The sequence below is a fragment of the Lacibacter sp. genome, assembly GCF_057361365.1.
Genome location: NZ_JBMQSG010000019.1, coordinates 92,678 through 111,940, shown reverse-complemented (window position 1 = coordinate 111,940; position 19,263 = coordinate 92,678). Strand labels below are relative to the sequence as shown.

Sequence of the window (19,263 nt, the reverse complement as noted above, 5' to 3'; positions counted from 1 at the left end):
AATTCTTTTTTATTCTGACTATCTTAAAATTCCTTCTCTTCTCCCGTCCGACGAGGGCGTTTGACGAAGTTCACTTTGTGCACCTTGGTGCCTTTCCGTCTTCGTGGTTCAAACTTCCACCATCGCTTTAATAACACCATTCTTCGGATCGAGCCAGCTTTTGAAATTATCTTTCACTTCATCAAACTGTACACGATGGGTGATGTAAGTTGAAGGATCAACCAGTTTGTTTCGCATACACATCATCACATGATCAAAATCTTCCTGGGTGGCATTCCTGCTGCTCATTAATGTTGCTTCACGTTTGTGAAATTCAGGATGTGCAACAATCAGTTCTCCTTTCTGCAAACCCACCAGCACATACCGTGCACCATGCGCCATATAAAGAAATGCGCCGTTGATTGCTTTCTGATTTCCTGTTGCATCAATCACTACCGTTGGCATATCGCCATTGGTAATTTCTTTCAAGCGCTGCAGCACATCTTCATTCAATGGATTGATGGTATGCTGCACTTTCAGTTTGTCCTTACAAAAATTCAAACGTGTATCGTTTACATCCATTGCAATGACTTGTCCGCCTGCAATGCGACCAAACTCCATAATACCCAAACCAATCGGGCCCGCACCGATCACCAATACAAACTCACCTGCACGAACACCTGCCCTGCGAATACCATGCGCACCAATCGCCAACGGTTCAACCAATGCCAGTTCATCAAAACTCATATCGCCACCATGCAGCAATGCAGATGTAGGAACAGAAATATATTCCATCATACCCCCATCCACATGCACACCAAATACATTGATAGCTGCACAACAGTTGGGCAAACCATTGCGGCATGCAATACATTCACCACAGTTGAAATAAGGAATGAGTGTTACACGTTCGCCTACTTCAAAACCTGCATTAGCATCTACCTGTACAATTTCACAACCCAACTCATGACCAAGCACACGTGGATAAGCGAAGTAAGGTTGCGTGCCTTCAAAGGCATGCAGATCTGTTCCGCAAATACCAATGCGTTTTACTTTTAAAATGGCACGACCGGGTTGAATGGCGGGTGCTTCCTTTTCAACATATTCAAATGAACCCGGCTGCTGACACACTAATGCTTTCATAAACTCTTTTATTAATTATTTGCTACTCTAAATTCATATTTACCTGAACCAATCTTCACCACTGCTCTACCACCTTCATATACAACCGTTGCTTTCTTTCCATTCATTAAAACCGTTTGGCCTTTCTGTGCAAGCACATACACAATCGCTGTAGTGTTGGCAGGTAATTGCAGCTGCAAGTTAAAGGCAGTTGCTGACTTTGTCCACTCGCTTTTAATTAATCCATACGGCGATTGAAAACTTGCTTTGGCATGGGTTACATCACCCACCACTTCAGGTTTGATCACAATTTCCTTGTAAGCAATAGAACTTTCTTTTTGTTGAATACCTGCGAGGCCTGCATAAAACCATTCCATTAAATGCCCAAGCATAAAATGATTATTGCTGACGATCGGCGCTGCCAACCAAGATTCTGTTAATGCAGTTGCACCTTTTGAAATTTGGTAACCATATCCCGGCACATCGTTGCGGTTATTCATTTTATAAATCACATCACTTCGACCTGCATCGTTCAGTACTTTCAGCAAATGATGGAAACCAATATCACCACTTGTTAATGCATAGTTGCGTTGTTGAATATCTTTCACGATGTTTTCAATTAGTGCTGCTTTATCTTTTTCATTCACCAGATCAAAACTAACCGCCATTGCATTCGACGTTTGGCTGCCGCTGCCATATTGTTTTGTGTCAGGATGATAATACATGTTGTTGAAAGCCTGCTTCACCGTATCGGCCCATGCCTCGTAATACAGCGCATCTTTTTTCTTGCCCAACAATGTTGCAATTTTATTCATCACCACAAGATCGTGATAGTAATAAGCAGTTGCTGTTAATCCCATTGGTGTCAGCTGACAAAAACCCGGACGGTTGGGTCCGAGATCATACCAATCACTCAAACCATACATCAGCAAATAGCTGCTGTCTTTACTGCGTAGATGATCCATGTAACGCTGCATGGTTGCATAATTCGTCTTTAACTCTTCCTTATCGCCATACCATTGATACAAATACCAGGGAAACAAAATGGCGTTGCTGCCCCACTCCGGTGAATCACGGAAATAACCATCAGCAAAATGCATTTCTGTGTATTCCGGAATAGTTGAAGGCACAAGACCGTTAGCATTTTGCTCTGCACGTATATCTGCCGTGATCTTTTTCGCCAGCGCATGAATATCATAATTGTATTGCAGTGCTGTACCCATCAAATGCAGTTGCTCCTGCCAACCCAAACGTTCACGATGCGGACAATCAGTAAACACACTTTGCATGTTGCTGTTTATGGCCCACTTGATTAAACTGTTTGTTTGATTGAATAATTCATTCGAACAACTGAACGAACCTGCATCATCAGCACTGTTTCTTGTATGTAATGCATTTACTGAAATAATTTTTGTTTGATCAGCTGTTGCATTGCTTCCTGCAGGCAATACATCAACCTGCACATAACGAAAACCATAATAGGTAAACTGAGGATGCCATGTTTCCTCGCCTTCACCTTTTAAAATGTATTGATAATAACTTGCACTGCCTGTTGCCCGTTGATTGGATGTTCCATCTTCTTTCAACAATTCAGCAGGTGTGATCCGAATGGTATCGCCACGTTTTCCTTTTACAACTGTCTGCGGAATGCCCGACATGTTTTGCCCCATATCATACATCCACACATTGCTTTTAATTTCTTTTGTGCTGATCGGTTTGAACTGCTGCATTACTTTTACTGGTGGTGCAGTTTGTGCTACCAATACATGCGGTTCAGCAATTACAACTTTCTTCCAGCTGTTATCATTAAAGCCGGCTTCGTTCCATCCTTTTTGTTCAAGTGTTGCATCATAATTTTCACCGCCATATAAACTTGAATAGGTTATGGGTGAAGGAGAGGTTTTCCAGCTTTCATCACTGATAATAATTGATGAAGTATTATCGGTGTATTCCAAAATGATCTTTGCGATCATTTTCGGATAACCATAAGCACCCGTCATCTTCCGGTAACGTTCACCGGGAATGTAATAAAAGCCATTGCCCAGCATTACGCCGATTGCATTCGTTCCATTCTTAAGATAGTTGCTGATGTCAAAGCTCACATATTGTGCATGTTTGCTGTATTTCGTCCATCCCGGATCTAAAAAATGATCGCCCACTTTTTTACCGTTAATGCTGAATTCAAAGTGACCCAATCCGCAGATGAACGCAGTTGCCTGTTTGATCTTTTTTGTTGCAGTGAATGTTTTGCGGAACAGCGGTAACACATCGGGTCGTTTGCCCCATTCTTTTTTCCCATTACCATGTTCGGCAGGAATGATCTTTAAACTGTCGGGCAGATTTTCATAAGCGATCCACTTTGCATTGCTCCAATCCTTTATTTGTAACAAACCCATTTGCCACAATGCAGAGCTGCTCCATGCAGATGCATTTCCTTTATTATCCCATACCTGTACCTTCCAGAAATATTTTTTTGCTGACTGTAGTGCTTTGCCTGTATATCCAACCTGTATTGATGCGGAAGATTTGATTTGTTTTGAATCCCACACATTACCGATGTTCCTTTTCAGCAATGCTGCATCATCTGCAACAAGAATGCGGTAAGCAGTTTGTAAAACGTTCTGTTGCCTGGATTGCAATTGCCAGCTGAGTTTTGGTTGCACAACATCCACACCCAAGGGGTTTGTTCTGCTTTCGCAACGAAGATTTGCAACAGAAAGCTGTTGCGCATTCAACTGAAAGCCCAGCAAAAAAAACAGCATTATCAAAAAGTATCCTTTCATCATCATCTTGCCTTTAACATTGACCATTCACAATTCACCATTCACCATTATTGTATCTCTATTCCAGAAACCGCAAGCTGCTCCCCGTTATCGAGTTCCAGCTTCACCACATAATTACCGGCGTTGATCTGCGAACCGGTGTTCACCGTAAACTGGTTCCACTTACCACTGCGTGTAAAAGTAAACTGAACCTCTTCCTGCATCATCCTGTTGCCACCTGCATCGTATAACGACAGTTTCCCTTTCACAACCTGTTCTTTCGGGTAATAATATTTTACGGTGATGGAATAAATATCAGCCACACCTGTTTGCACAGGCCATTGAATATTTGCTGCAGTATTTGTTTTTACAACAGCGCATAAACGACCATTCACGGAATCTTTTGTGAAGCCTTCACCTACGATTGCAACATTTGTTCTGTAAGGCGTGACAGGTTTGAGATCGTATGCAGGTTGCATTTTGTTTACAGGTAAAAAAGCAAGCAATGAATGTTGATTCAATTCAACGGCTATTGATTGATCTTTCAGTAAACGTTTTCTGTACACATTGTAGCCCGTGCTGCCTGCTTCATCGGTAATGATTTCTGTTTTTGTAAACTCAGCACCTGCTGGTTGCTGAATACTTAATTTTACTGCAATAAAAAGATCAAGATCTTCTTTAGCGGTAAATGAAATTTTATCAACTACTGTTTTAGTCTTTAACTGTAACCAATCTGCGCCAAACAAATTTGATGGAAGCGAATTGAAACGGATATTTTCATCAGCATAAACTTTATCACCAATATCCAACCAGCTTTGTTCTTTACAATTACTGCAGGAAAGATTACTTATAAGTGATGATACAGCAACAGGTTTAATACCCGGCTTTTGCGATGCAACTGCAATAGCAGAAATAACAGCCTGCCCCGATTTACTTTCAGGAAATGAAATGATGAGCTTCCCACCTTTTACATTTGTTTTCACTGTTTTCTTTAAAGCTGTGTTTGCCCCAACTTCATTCCAGATATCCAGATCATTCAATACTGTTTTACCATTGAATGCTACATCAAACAAACGCATGCCCTTTGCATTCATGCCACCACCAATACCTAACCACGGTTCAATAAAATAAAGTTCAACTAAGTATTCACCATCAGGCAATGCAAATTGGTAACTGAGTTTATCTTTTCCGTAACGGAAATCCTGGAATAATTTCCAATCATTCGTTCCTTTAATTGGACTGAATGTTCTGCGTTGACTTGCAAAGTTGTTGGGCACTTCAGGGAAATCTTTCGTCCATGATTTGGCAAATCCCTTATCAGCTAACCAGATATTACCGTTTTCATCTTTATACCCAGACCCACCACAATTAATACGATAGATGTATTTATAACCTGCTGCTGGTTTGGTTACAGGTTTTGCATTTGCATACAGTTGTTTGAAATTCGGTGATGCAGGTAAATGATTCAATACGATCACATCTCTTGCAACAGCCTTCCCATTTACATAACCCACTGCATACAACACGTTGTATTGAATACTTGCTTTATCCCATTGAAAATGTGTGCCAATACCGTTCTTCTTTCGTTTACCTAACGATGATCCATTGATATCATTAAACAATTCCACTTCATCACAATTGCTGTACACATAAATGCTATCTTTAATACCGGGTTTCATCCAGCGGTTGGGCCATGTATGCGAAACGATGTAAACCATCGGCTCTTTATTCTTATCCGCATAATTGCTGCGGAACATATAGAATGCATCCGTTGGTTCTTCCCATGGCGTGAGCAAACCTTTATAATTCACCGGGCCGATACGATCCAGTTCACGCAAACCTTCACCACCTTGCACACGACCGGGATTATCATGTGATGTGAGCAACCAAAAGAATTGTCCTGCACTGCTATCCTTCACCGATTCTGCCAAACGCACTTTCTGTTCCATCAACTGCACCATGCGATCTTCACTCAACACACCGTTTTGATTAAAGCCACCTTCGGTATGCAGATCAATGGTACGCCATGCGCCATATTCACCGATCAACACTTGTTTCTTTACATCATCATCATACGTTGCAGGATTACCACCATACGTACCCGTCCAGTTTTGTGGCACATCCCAATCGGTACCACTGCCTCCATTGCATGTTGTAACTAATCTTTGCGACGATGCAGTGGGATCAAGTGAACGGATCAGTTCCGTACATTCTCTGGCGAAATCTTCCGGCAGTTTACTTTCATTCTGCAAACCCCATAACACAACAGATGGACTGTTGCGTCGTTCGATCACCCATTCCTTCAACAGTTGTTTGAAATTTTTTCTAAACTCAGGTGAATCATACCATACATGTGCTGATAATTGTGTCCACCAGAGAATCCCTTTCTCATCACATAATTGTCCATATAATAAATTATGTGGCTGATGCCCGTCACGAAATGCATTAAAGCCTGCTGATTGTATCCATTTGAAACGGGAGATAATTTGTTCTTTGCTGAACGCATGGCTTTGCCCCAGCAAATGTTCATACTCAGCAATGCCATTGATAAAAACAGGTTTGCCGTTTAAGATAAATTGGTTCGTGGGATTTTTCCAGTTGATGGTGCGGAAACCAAATTCTGTTTCTGTTTTATCAAGAACAAGATTGTTCTCTTTGACGACTGAAACGATCTTGTAGAGATGCGGATCTTCCACCGACCACAAGTTTGGCTTAATTATCTTGATTTCCTTTTGCAAAACTGTCAGCGAATCCTTTGCCTTCATCTGTTGTGCAAATGAAACTTCTTTCACGATCTTTCCTTTTGTATCGATCAGCTGATGAAAAATAGTAACAGTTCTGTTCTTGTTTGAATAATTTTTAAAGTTTGTATTGATGGAAAGAGTTGCTTCTTCCTTTTGTATATCAGCCCATGCATGTACACCAAACGGTTCAATACGCACATCATTTGTAACCATCAAATGCACAGGACGAAAAATACCCATCGGTTGTGAACCTTCGGAAAAACCACGTTCATCACTGCAGCCGCCACAAACCCACGGCTGATCTTTGATGTTGGAAGGATGATAGGCTCTTACTGCCAACTGATTGGCAGTGCCATCAGTTTTAATTACATCTGTTACATCAATAGTAAAGGTTGTTCGTCCACCACTATGCTCACCTACTTTTTTATTGTTGAGATAAACGGTTGCATACGATCCAACACCCTCAAAAAACAAAAAGAAACGTTTGCCTGTTTTGGTATGCTTGGTTGTAAATGTTTTGCGATACCAGGAGTCGCCGTGACGGTTACCATGCAAAAGTCTTCTGTAGCCCTCGTATTGATCCCAGTTGTGTGGAATGTTTACTTTTTTCCAGTTGCTTGTGATGGTTGATTGATAAGTATTGGAAGGAAGTACTTGGTCGTTGTTGGTTGCAATAGTGTACCAGTTATCATTTAAGGAAATATCCTGGCGTTGAGAAAATACATTGAACCACGAAGACAAAAAAGCACAAAGCAACACAAAGAATTTCACGCAGAGACGTAGAGGAGCAAAGACGCAAAGAAGCAGCCCCCTAAGTCCCCCGAAGGGGGATTTCCCAAACACAGCCCTTGCTTCTGTAAATACCTGATAAAATTTAGCTTCCATAAAATTTTGCGTACATACAAACACCGTCAACAGCTTTGCAAAGCGAGGGCTGAGCGCTGAAGCTCTTCCCCCTTCGGGGGAAGCTGGAAGGGGGCTGTTATTTAAGCTCTCCATTGAAATTATAAACCGTATTTGCTTTTATTTTAACAGTAACCACTTTCCCATTGTAACGCATGTTAAGATCGTTGCCTGTTTTAGAACGCACAACCAACTTCACCAGTTTGCCTGCACTCCATTGCATATCCATCACAAAACCACCACGCACACAAATGCCTTTCACTTCTCCATCTGCAAAGGCAGCAGGCAAAGCAGGCAAAATATCAACATACTTTGTATGACTCTGTACCAGCATTTCACCAATACCGGCTGCACCACCAAAATTTCCATCGATCTGGAATGGCGGATGTGCATCAAATAAATTCGGATAACTCCCTGCTCCACCTTTCACAGGACTCAATAACATTTTCACCATAGTGAATGCATGTTCTCCATCTTTAAATCGTGCCCAGCAATTGATCTTCCAGCCAAGACTCCAGCCGGTTGCTTCATCACCACGAAAGAGTAATGATTGTTTGGCAGCATTCATCATGGCAAGTGATTCATCGTAATTAATTTCATTACCCGGATACATGCCCCACAAATGCGAAATATGACGATGCTTGTTGTTGGGGTCATCTCTATCCTGCATCCACTCCTGCAACTGACCATGTTTACCGATCATGTTTGGTGCGATCTGTTTGTATTTTTCTTTCAATGTATTTCGTAAAGCAACATCAACATTTAATAATTCACTTGCTTCAATCACGTGTTGAAACAATGCACGGATGATCTGGTGATCCATTGTTGGTCCTGCCACCAAACCACCCTGCTCTGGTGAGTTCGATGGTGTGCTGATGAGATAACCTGTTACCGGATCTTTTACAAGAACACTGTTAAAGAACAAGGCTGCTTCTTTCATAATAGGATATGCCTTGCTGCGTAAAAAGTTTTTATCCTGCGTAAACAAATAACGTTCCCACAAATGCTGACACAACCATGCACCGCCTGTTTGCCATATACCATGATTGGCAGCATTGATCGGCGCAGTACCTCTCCACAGATCAGTATTGTGATGCAATACCCAACCAGGTGCATTGTAATGATCTTTTGCTGTTTGTTTTCCTGTTACTGCGAGTTCACTGATCATATCAAACAACGGCTCATGCATCGGCGATAAATTCAACAACTCTGCCGGCCAGTAATTCATTTGCGCATTGATGTTCGTTGTATACTTACTTCCCCATGGTGGATTAATTAAATCATTCCAGATACCTTGCAGGTTGGCCGGTCTTGTACCGGGGCGTGAAGATGAGATCAACAAATATCTTCCATACTGAACATACAATGCAGCAAAGGATGGATCATCACCATTTACAAAATTATTCAAGCGGTCAGTGGTAGACAGAGCAGCTTTCCTGCTATCACCCATTACAATTGAAAATGTATTGAACCATTTTTTATATTCGGCAATATGCGCTGCTTTAACTTGCTGATAGGTTTTTCCTGTAACAGATGCCAATGCATTTACACAAGGTAATTTGGGATCAGCAGTAATGTCTTTGTAATTTTTATAGTTTGTTCCTGCAGTAAGGTAGATCGTTGCTTCATCCGCATTGGATACTGTCAATAATCCATTCTCAATCTTAACTGTTCCTGCTTTTGCAACAACACGCAAATAACTTTCACCACGCAATGCACCTGTTCTTACTTTCACCGACAACACCAGATCATTATTACTTTTTGTAACAGTATAGTTTTTGTGCGGACTGCTTAACTCAGCAGTAAAACTGATACTTGCTTTTTGAGAAGCTTTGAGATGAATAACGATTGCCTGGTTGGGCTGACTTACAAAATACTCTCTTGTATAATTTATACCGTTGGCACTATACGAAGTAGTTGCAACGGCATTGGCAATATCCAGTTCTCTTCTGTAATTGGTTGCAGTACTTGTATTTCTGAATTTCAAATTCAAATCACCAAACGGCTGGTACGATGCCTGGTAGGCACCAACCGGCGGCGGATTGTCACTCGCAACAAAATATTTCCATTGACCATTTAAAGAAATCGCTGCTGCTTCATTATTCACCGGATAAACGCCAATATGTTTCACCGTATCCTTATAACCATAAATGCCGCCCTTATCAGAAAAGTTGAGCACCAAAATGGCAATTGTATTTTTTCCTTTGTGCAAAATATTTTTTGCAACAGTATATTTTCTTCCTTCTGTGTTTTGCTGACTGCCCACCAACTGTCCATTGACATACGTATAATCCCAATCACGAATACGATTGAAATCAAAAACCATATCCTCTTCTTTCCAATCATCAGGTAAAACAAAACTTGTGCGAAACCACACAGCTCCATCCAACCCTTCATGCCCAACAGTTTCCCAACCATCCCAACTCGGCACTGTCAGCGTTGCCCATTTGCTGTCATCAAAATTTGTTGCAGCATATTTTTTGTCATTCGTCACTTTTGTTATCCAACCTGCTTTTTCACCATCATAACTTTTCAAACCCATGAATTCTTTTTCCGCTAATGCCTCGGCTTCTTTTTGTTTGCCTTGAAATAATAACTGGCGTATGCTGTCTAAATATTTATACGCACCAGGACGACTATATGCTCTCGGCTCACCTGTCCATAAAGTTTCTTCGTTGAATTGAATGCGATCGTTCTCAATGCCACCAAACAACATCGCACCAATACGTCCGTTACCAAGCGGCAATGCTTCTGTCCATTTTACTGCAGGCTGCTTGTACCAGAGCTTTAAATCTTGTGCCTGCAACATTTGCAAACAACAGAATGTTATTGCAAGAGCCAAGTATATTTTTTTGTAAATCATCTTCTTGATTTCTATTTAGCTTATGTTGCGTCGCACACTTGTACCGCAACAATTCTATTCATCACTGTTTCACCTCTTCTTTATTTACATCATCAGCAACGATCACCGTTGCTTCGGCTAATACATTGTTCTTAAAATTGATATTTTTCGTATTCGTCCCTTTTATTTCAATAAATGTTTTTGTTCCAGCGTAAGGCCAGCTATTCTGCAACAATCCATTCTGCACATTGGTGAAACGAATGAGAGGCGCAGTCGATAATGGTTTGGCAGAAACAAAACCATCAACAACTAATCGCTCTGTTTTCTCAACTGATAAAGAAGGCCCTGTCTTTACATTCACCCTCACATTGTGAAGTTCAATATCTTTTCCATTTCGGATAGTGATCCCTGTTTCTGCTTCAAACACCACATCGTTTAAACTGATCTCACTCACTGGCATTTCATCCAGGCCGTTTATATACATGGCCTGTTTGGTGTATGCTGTGATATTACTGAAACGGATATTGCGGAACTGCGGCGTACGTTCACTCACCGGTTCAGAGGGTACTTTCGAATACTCCATATCCAGTACGATCGCCTGTGCTTTGATATTCTTCATGATGATATTATCTACACGAATATCTTCCACTACTCCACCACGACCTCTTGCTGTTTTTATACGTATTCCCCGATCTGTTCCATCAAATACACAATTGCTGATCGTGATCTTCTTTACATCACCACTCATTTCGCTGCCAATCACTACGCCGCCATGTCCACTTAACATTGTACAGTTAGTAATGGTATAATTTTCTGCAGGCGTTGCTTTTGTTCTACCCGGCAGATCTTTTCCTGATTTGATGGTGATACAATCATCACCCACACTGATATGGCAATCGGAAATATGCACATACCTGCAACTCGATGGATTGATACCATCTGTATTGGGTGAAGGAGGATTATTGATCGTTACACCTTTGATGGTGACGTTTTCGCAAAACTCAGGAGTTACAGTCCAGAAAGGAGAATTGGTGATCGTAATTCCTTCAATCAACACATTCTTACAATACAATGGTTGAATAAACGGTGGACGTAGAAATCCCCGTTGCATTTGTGTTGGATCGTCAGGCAAGAGAATATCTCGATTCAAACTGTCGAACAACAGCTGGTATTTATTTCGTTCTTTTTGGTTTTTATAAAACGTCAGTGCATAGTTCCACCATTTTTGTCCGTGACCGTTGATCGTTCCTCTTCCGGTGATGGCAATATTCTCTGCTTTGTATGCATAGAATAACGGCGAAAAGCTCATCACATCCACACCTTCGTAACGGCTTTGCACCATTGGCAGGTAATCATCAAAATTATCAGAGAAATGAAGCTCGGCACCTGCATCAATAAAGATGGTGATATTGCTTTTGAGATGAATAGGTCCGGTTAAATATTTGCCTGCAGGAAAATACACAGTGCCGCCACCAGCTTTTGATGCAGCTGCAATGGCATCAGCAATTGGCTTTGTTGCAATTTTGCTGCTGTCGTTCTTAGCGCCGTATTTGGTAACATCATAAAAGCGTTGCGCCGTTGCAGTGAAGCAAACGGCCGTAACAAAAGCAAAGAGAATCAGTTTTTTCATTTTATAATTTTTGCTCACAGATACCACCGATATACACAGATTTTTCTGTGCTATTCTGTACAATCCGTGAGAGACTATTCAAACAACCAATCAATATTTTTATTCTTCGCATCACTCATCAGCATGGCATCATACACCGGAATGATCTGTGTGCCATCAACAAAGCCCAACACAAGGCAAACTCCTTTTGGCAGCTTGAGTGTATGCGATCCAGCTTTAAACGAATAGGTATGAATATTTACTGGCGGCATTCCTTCAATAGCAATGGCGTTGGAAATTTTAATTTCCGACTGACCATAATCATCGGCACTGGCATTGGTCTCCAACTCCGGTGCTTTTGCAAAAACCGTATCAGTTGTAAATGCTGCACGTTGAGTTTTGAAATAGCCCACCAGGATTTTCACCGGCTTATCTGTATAAAAATTGATTTCGGTTGGTTCTCTTAGCTGCTGTCTGTAATTTAACTGCACAGCTTTCATGCCCTTCAATTCAGAAGGAAGTTGTTTAATGCGAAAGTTTGTGTCGCTGAAGAGTTGTGCACCTTCATTCAACACAACCGGAACATGATTCAGCTTTGCATCAACCTGCAGAAACGGTTTGCGTTCCTGAACTTTTGTATTCGATCGATTCTTAAGTGAATCAATTTTGTACCTGAATGTTTTTAATTCGGTTTCAAATACGGGCACCATTTCTGTCCAATGTTTAAATGTAGCATTTGAACCACGCATGGGTATTTTGCGTTGCTGTGTTTGCATACTGTTGGCATATAGATAAGTGTCAGCAGTTAAAGCCGCCAATTCTTTATAATCATTTACGCTTTTTTCGAGCATGGGCACTGCAATTTCAAGATCAGCAATATTGCCGCTGTATTTGTATTTAAGCAATTGCACAGCTGCCTGCACTTTGCTGCTGAAATGATCGGCCATTGCTTTATAGCAGTACATATCGTTGACAATGCGATTGAACTCATCTTTATTCTTCGTCACTCTTCTTGATACTTCCATGATAGCTGCAACCGCTTTATCACCATGTACAACAACTTCTTTTGCGACCTGCGGCGGTGTTTCACCAATATGCTTTATTCCTTTCTGTTGCTTATCTGCATAATCAAGGATCATTTCCCCCTCAGGGGCTTCTGCATCATACAACAGCGTAAACAAACCATAACGGAAAGGATTGATGAGTTGGGTCATTAACATCCCCAATGTTAATGTCTGACGGTTACCATCGGTAATACCAAAACGACGTAACAGTTTCGGAGCTATCTCTCCACTTTCTTCGTACGCTGTCAATATTCTTCTTCCATCCGATTCACTGCAACCGAACTTTGCTGCAAGTTGTTTGCTCCAGTAAATAATTTCTTCTTCACGGTTGCGTTTTGCTTTCCATGCATAACGGCTCCATGCACTGTACCAGATCCAGTCACGTTCAATTTGCAACAAACGTTTTCCCTTTACACTATCAGCACTGTAGGGCCAGTCCCAGTAAGAAGCCTGCGGGTAGAGATGCAAACCATTTCCACCCATTACTTCGTGCATTCCAATTACACTCTGCTGGATAAAATCAGGTGAGCCATAACGGAAGGGTTCAAGATTGGCAAGAATGTGTACGTTCTCGATTTGCACACTGCCGAGCTTACTTAATGTTTGATGTAATTCCGCCCATGTTCCTCTTGGTCGTGCATAGGTCAATGCTTCGCCGTTGAATTTTGCTTCTGTATATAAATTTTTATACAGTGGTAAGGCAGCCCGCATTACTCCGGGGGCATCGGTATCATGCGCTCTTAAAACAATTGGCGGCTCTTCCGTTTTATTCAATGCTTTCAACCCATCTTTCACACCGGGAATGATCGTTTTCGTGAACCATTCAATATCATCATTGCCCACTCCTTCCATCGCTTCACCCAGGCAAACCATTAAACCAACGTTGGGATACTTTTCAACAAAAGCGGCAATGGATTTTCTTGTATAATCAGCGATCAATGGAATGATCGGACGTTCACGTTCCTGTGTTTTGATCTTATGATGTTCAGCAAAAGGTTTTGATACGATGATGTTGTAAAACATTTGTATCACCCAGATACCACGTTTGTCTGCTTCGGTTGTTAAGAAACGATAAATCTCTTCATTTTTTTTAAATGTTGCTTCATCCACTTCCACGGCATACGGATAATCCTTCAGCTTCACCAACGATGCAAAGGGATGACCGTTCCATAGATACAAGGAATTCATACGGTTCATTACCATCGAATCCAAATATTGTATCCATAATTTTTTATCGTAGAACCAGGGAAAGGTTGCAGGTGTGTAAGGATATTCATACACGGTGCGCCCGGGAAGATAATAAGGTTTCTGTACACCAATACATGCGCCCCGTAATACCATCTCAGGTGCATCATTCAAAGAAAATGTTATAGGAAATTTCTTTGTTGCTTTTATTTGATCAGCAAAAGCCAGGCAACCATACAATAATCCTGATTCATCGTTACCCGTGATGGTTGTTTTGTTATTCTTTGTTTCAATCGTAAATCCTTCTTTCTTTCCGTTTGCCTGTTTCAGCAACACAATACTATGCTTTGCTGAACTAAGTTTCAATTGATCGATGGTTGCTTTCAGTTTCTGCAAACCAAAATTTGTTCGTGCAGATGATTGCTTGTTTTCATACGTCACCTGTGCCGATACAACCGAACAAACAATTATTGACAGGATGAAAAGAATCTGCTTCATATTATTTCACTTCCACTAATTCGTTTAAATAAATTTCCAGCATGGTATAATTGCTGGCATCTGTCTTGTTTCTGTCGGAAGCATCGTTGGGATTCAATCCTTTTTTGGTTTCCCATGCATCAGGCATACCATCTTTATCTGTATCAACAGGTGCAGGAGCAGATTTATATTCGGCCCAGCCGCCAACAGCTAATGGACTATCAATAATACCGGGCTTAGCAAATGACCCTATACCGATAGCAGTACCCGTTCTTGTTTCATTTACCACACGCTCATCTGTTGCATCACGTTTCGGGAAAATGGCACCTGCATAACGCAACACTTTTTCATACGCTTCCTTTGCTGTTTCAACAGGCAATGCAATGTTTACAGAAAATGCTTTTTCAGAAATAGCATGTGAAGGGAAACCTTGTGCTTGCAGATCAACACCGTTTATATTCTTCTTGGTCAATGCTCTATCGCCTTCCATGATATTACCTTCCACAAACCATTGACCTGTGCCTTTGCTCACTTCTTTTTGATAAGATGCATTAACAAATTTTAATTCGGAAGAAGTTGCCGGACCAGGCTTATAATAATTATTAACGATGTTCACCTGCGATACACCACCTGCAATATTCACTTCACCACCATAAGCAGCATTGGCATTGCCCCAATTGTAGATGACATTGTTCCTGTAATCGATCAAGGCAATAGTATCATGAGCTCTTGCGCCATTAAAACGCACAGCCCTGCTATTAAGATGCGCCAATAAATTATGATGATAAGAAGCATACTGTCCGCCCCACACACCACCATATGAACGATGGCCTTTCTGATGACCTGCTTCATATAATCCTTCGCTAACAATGCACCATTGCACTGTTACATTTTTTGTATCGTACATGGCTGCACATTCTTCATTAGCCCAACTGAAGCTGCAGTGGTCAACAATTACATCATGACAGTTCTCCATATCAAAACCATACAAACCGGTTTTTAGTGTGCCTCCGGGGCGTGAACGGATATAACGGATAATGATATTGCCATGATTGCCTTTTGAAGAAGCACCATTCAAAATGAGTGATTGATTTTTTAAACAGATGCCATCACCTGGAGCGGTTTGTCCGGCAATAGTTAAGTTGGATCGTTTGATCTGAATTTTTGATTGCAGTTCGATGATACCCGATACTGCAAAAACTACTGTCAACGGTTCGCCGGGATATTGTTCCAATGCCCAGCGGAAACTTCCTTCGCCACTATCGTTGAGATTAGTTACTGCAACTACTTGTCCGCCCCTTCCGCCTGTTGCATATTTACCAAAACCTTCTGCACCGGGGAACGCAACTTGTTGTGCAAACAATTCCTGCGAGAAAATAAATAATGCTATTGCAATTGTTATTCGTTTGATCATTTTGTAATTGATTCGAAAAATTAAATAAGCTCTGCAGGTTGTATGCCGCCTTTTTCACAACTGATATATGCAGCTTCGGTACATGCCATGGTATGTATACAGTCTTCAACTGCATTGTCGGGCTTTTCAATTTTGCCTGCAGCAGCAAGCATCAATTGTTCCATACTACCAATGAATGCATGCGGAAACCAACTGCCTTCAATTTTCTTTTCCTGCCATTGAGGTTCTTTGCCTTCTTCCAAAAACACATACTCAAAATTGTCTGCTTCACCTCGTGGATAGTTGATGAGCGCACCAAAGTTGATCAACACCGCACCTTTTGTTCCCTCAAACTTTATGTAAGATTGTTGTTTGGGCGTGCCGTAGTTATGACAATGATTGGTGAGAATATTTGCACGTATCATATCACCATAGTCCATGATAATGTTGCTGCGTACTGATGCCAATGCCGGCATGCTCGGGTGCTTGGTTGATTTTGCATACACCGATTTAGGATTCCCAAGTATGTGTCGGATAAGATCGATGTAATGAATACTGTGATAGAGAATTTCAACTCTTGGCGATGCCATTAAGAAATCCCATAGATGCCAGGGTGTGTAAACATTTACGTTTACTTCAATATCGTTGATTTCACCAAGCAAACCATCCGCCATCATCTTTTTCATTTCAAGAATATATGGCGCATAACGTAATTGAAAATTAACGGCAGCATTCAGTTTCTTCTCCTTGCAAATTGATAATATCTTTTTTGCTGCATCCAGGTCTTCACCCATTGGTTTTTGCAACAGCACAGCTGCACCATCAGGCAATTGTTCCAACAAGGGAATCAATGCAGGACCGGGCACTGCAATATCAATGATGGCGTTTGAAGGCAACTGTTGCAACAATTCTTCAGGGCTATCAAATACTTGTTTAATACCAAAACGTTCAGCCGTTGCCTGTGCTTTTACGGGATCAATATCACAAATACCTTGCACAAGAAAACCTCCCAACATGTATGCAGGCAGGTGAGCAGCGTTTACAATTCCGCCTGCACCAATGATATAAATTGGCAATTGTGCGGAAGCAATATCTCTTTGATGATCTGTCATAAAACCCAAGCCCCTCCTAACCTCCCCAAAGGGGAGGAAATCAAAGCACAGCCCTTGCTTTCAAAGTGCTGTTGATTTGTTTTTATTGTTGCTATAAATAATGTTTCCATTTCTTAGCGTTTTAAAAATTTCAGAGTCGAAAGCCCCTCCTTTCGAGGGGTTTGGGGAGGCCTCTACTCCGCCAACTTATTTCCTTGTGTTAATAATAAAACTGCGGTAATCAATATCACAATAGCCACTGCCAGCAAACGAATCGTTTTACTACTACTGTTTTTCCATTCTTTCATCAACAAACCTGTAATTGCACTCAGCAACACCAGCAGGATCATATGAATGGCCCAACTGCTGAATTCGTATTTACCCATGCGCACATGACCAAGACCATAAAAGAAAAACTGGCCATACCATAAAAAGCCGGTCAATATCGACATAAGATAATTCAATCCTAATCCTTTCTCACCTGATGAAGTATATTCAGAAAATGTTTTTTCTTTCCGATGCAAATACAGGCAATACATCAACGTGCTGATGAATGCACCTGTGTTCGAAAAAATATAAATGATATTACCTTGAAAATTTCCTGCGCCATATTTAGCTGCCACATCTGCAATTGGCTGACCTTGATTTAACGAGAAGCCATACAATGCAGATAACACACCTGCGAGTAAACAAAGCGGTAATCCTTTCGCTAAAGAAAAAACAGTTTCTGTCTTTACCTGTTGTTCAATATCTTTTTCTTTACTGCGGCCTGCCATTCCGCAAACAGCAATACCAATTGCACCCATGGTTACCCCACTAATTAAATAACCGGCACCTGTTCCTGAAAGAATATCTCCTAATGTGCCTGCAACCAACGGCGGCAACAAAGTTCCTAACACGCAACTGATACCAACTGATATAGCATAGGTCAATGAAAAACCGACGTAGCGTATAGCGATACCAAAAGCAGTACCACCCACACCATATGCAATACCAAGTAAAAATGAACGCTGCATTGCAGATGCAGGCGCTTCCTTTAATACAGTAAAAATTTCGGGAATAGTGATGTACGCAACAAGTAATGGCAACAATAACCAACATACTGCTGCCTGAGCCAACCAGTAAGTTTGCCAGCTCCATCCTTTTACTTTTTTCTGCGGTGTATAGCAAAGCGATGCGCTTGAAGCGCCAATGGCATGAAACAAAACTCCGTTAACTACTTCCATATTCTTATGCAGATGGATTAAAAGGAATAAAAGTTTGCAGCATTATCATAAAATATTTTTCCTGCTGCTTTCTCGTCAACCAATTCGTGAATTACTTGTTTGTAGTTTTTCCAGGTGTTGCTGTAAGAACCGGCCAGTAATGAAACCGGCCAATCGCCGCCCATAAAGCAACGATCTGTTCCAAATTGTTCTATTGCAAAACCAACATAAGGCTTTATATCATTACTCTTCCACTGATCAGCCTTTTTTGCTGTTAATCCGAGTCCTGAAATTTTTGCATAAAAATTTTTATGCTTTGCTGCTTCTTTCATCAGCTCACCCCACTTCCCGAATTTTTCTTTTGTTGCAATGGGTGGTTGATTCAAATGATTGAACACCATTCTTAATTCCGGAACTTTTGCTGCAACCTTTAAAGCAGTTTCAATATGCTCCGGTAAAACACCAACTACATCATAGGGAATATTGTGATCGGCCAGGATATGCAAACTTTCAATCACTTGTGGTTGCAATAACCATTCTGCATCTGGTTCATCATGTATCAAATGACGAACGCCTTTAAAATAATTTTCTTTGCCGTATTTATTATGAAGAGCTTTTAATGTTGCATCGGGGTTTGTTAACGGTAACCATCCCACTATACCAGCAATCCATGGAGTATTATCGGCCACATGCAACATCCAATCCGTATCTTCAAAATTATTAGCGGCCTGTACAAGAATACCTTTCGTTATGCCAATGTTGCTTCGTTCGGTTTCAAGTTCTTCAATACTATAAGTTCGATTGAGTATAGATGTGTTGCCTTTTAACCATGCATATTCTGCACGGTTAAAATCCCATATGTGAACATGTGTATCAGCAAGCCGCAT

At 41.1% G+C, this 19,263-nt stretch carries 10 protein-coding genes; all 10 read right to left on the bottom strand.

Features of this window, described 5'->3' with window-relative positions; all coding sequences use genetic code 11:
- Positions 1-108 precede the first annotated feature (108 nt).
- The 10 genes from ACO1QW_RS16540 to ACO1QW_RS16495 all read right to left on the bottom strand — a co-directional run bounded on the left by ACO1QW_RS16540 (position 109) and on the right by ACO1QW_RS16495 (position 19,263).
- A complete protein-coding gene (locus ACO1QW_RS16540) occupies positions 109-1,122 on the bottom strand; it encodes a zinc-binding alcohol dehydrogenase family protein (RefSeq protein ID WP_486260440.1) in 1,014 nt (337 codons plus the stop codon).
- A gap of 11 nt (positions 1,123-1,133) precedes the next feature.
- A complete protein-coding gene (locus ACO1QW_RS16535) occupies positions 1,134-3,863 on the bottom strand; it encodes a family 78 glycoside hydrolase catalytic domain (protein WP_486260438.1) in 2,730 nt (909 codons plus the stop codon).
- A 68-nt stretch (positions 3,864-3,931) separates the two neighbouring features.
- Positions 3,932-7,378 (bottom strand): malectin domain-containing carbohydrate-binding protein, encoded by a 3,447-nt coding sequence (locus ACO1QW_RS16530; RefSeq protein WP_486260436.1) that lies wholly within the window; start codon positions 7,376-7,378, stop codon positions 3,932-3,934.
- 211 nt (positions 7,379-7,589) lie between these two features.
- Complete coding sequence (locus ACO1QW_RS16525) at positions 7,590-10,352, bottom strand: glycoside hydrolase family 95 protein (protein WP_486260434.1); 2,763 nt, start codon at positions 10,350-10,352, stop codon at positions 7,590-7,592.
- An 82-nt stretch (positions 10,353-10,434) separates the two neighbouring features.
- The gene (locus ACO1QW_RS16520) at positions 10,435-11,982 is read right to left on the bottom strand and encodes a glycoside hydrolase family 28 protein (protein WP_486260432.1); all 1,548 of its coding nucleotides are present in this window, start codon (positions 11,980-11,982) and stop codon (positions 10,435-10,437) included.
- A gap of 74 nt (positions 11,983-12,056) precedes the next feature.
- Positions 12,057-14,708, bottom strand: a complete 2,652-nt coding sequence (locus ACO1QW_RS16515) for an alpha-d-galacturonidase (protein ID WP_486260430.1) — start codon at positions 14,706-14,708, stop codon at positions 12,057-12,059.
- A gap of 1 nt (position 14,709) precedes the next feature.
- Positions 14,710-16,101, bottom strand: coding sequence for a pectate lyase (locus ACO1QW_RS16510; RefSeq protein WP_486260428.1), 1,392 nt, complete (start codon positions 16,099-16,101; stop codon positions 14,710-14,712).
- 20 nt (positions 16,102-16,121) lie between these two features.
- Positions 16,122-17,192 (bottom strand): Gfo/Idh/MocA family protein, encoded by a 1,071-nt coding sequence (locus tag ACO1QW_RS16505; protein ID WP_486260426.1) that lies wholly within the window; start codon positions 17,190-17,192, stop codon positions 16,122-16,124.
- A 173-nt stretch (positions 17,193-17,365) separates the two neighbouring features.
- Positions 17,366-18,397, bottom strand: coding sequence for an L-rhamnose/proton symporter RhaT (locus ACO1QW_RS16500; RefSeq protein WP_486260425.1), 1,032 nt, complete (start codon positions 18,395-18,397; stop codon positions 17,366-17,368).
- Positions 18,398-18,414: 17 nt separating this feature from the next.
- Positions 18,415-19,263: an amidohydrolase family protein gene (locus ACO1QW_RS16495; protein ID WP_486260423.1), complete on the bottom strand. Its 849-nt coding sequence runs from the start codon at positions 19,261-19,263 to the stop codon at positions 18,415-18,417.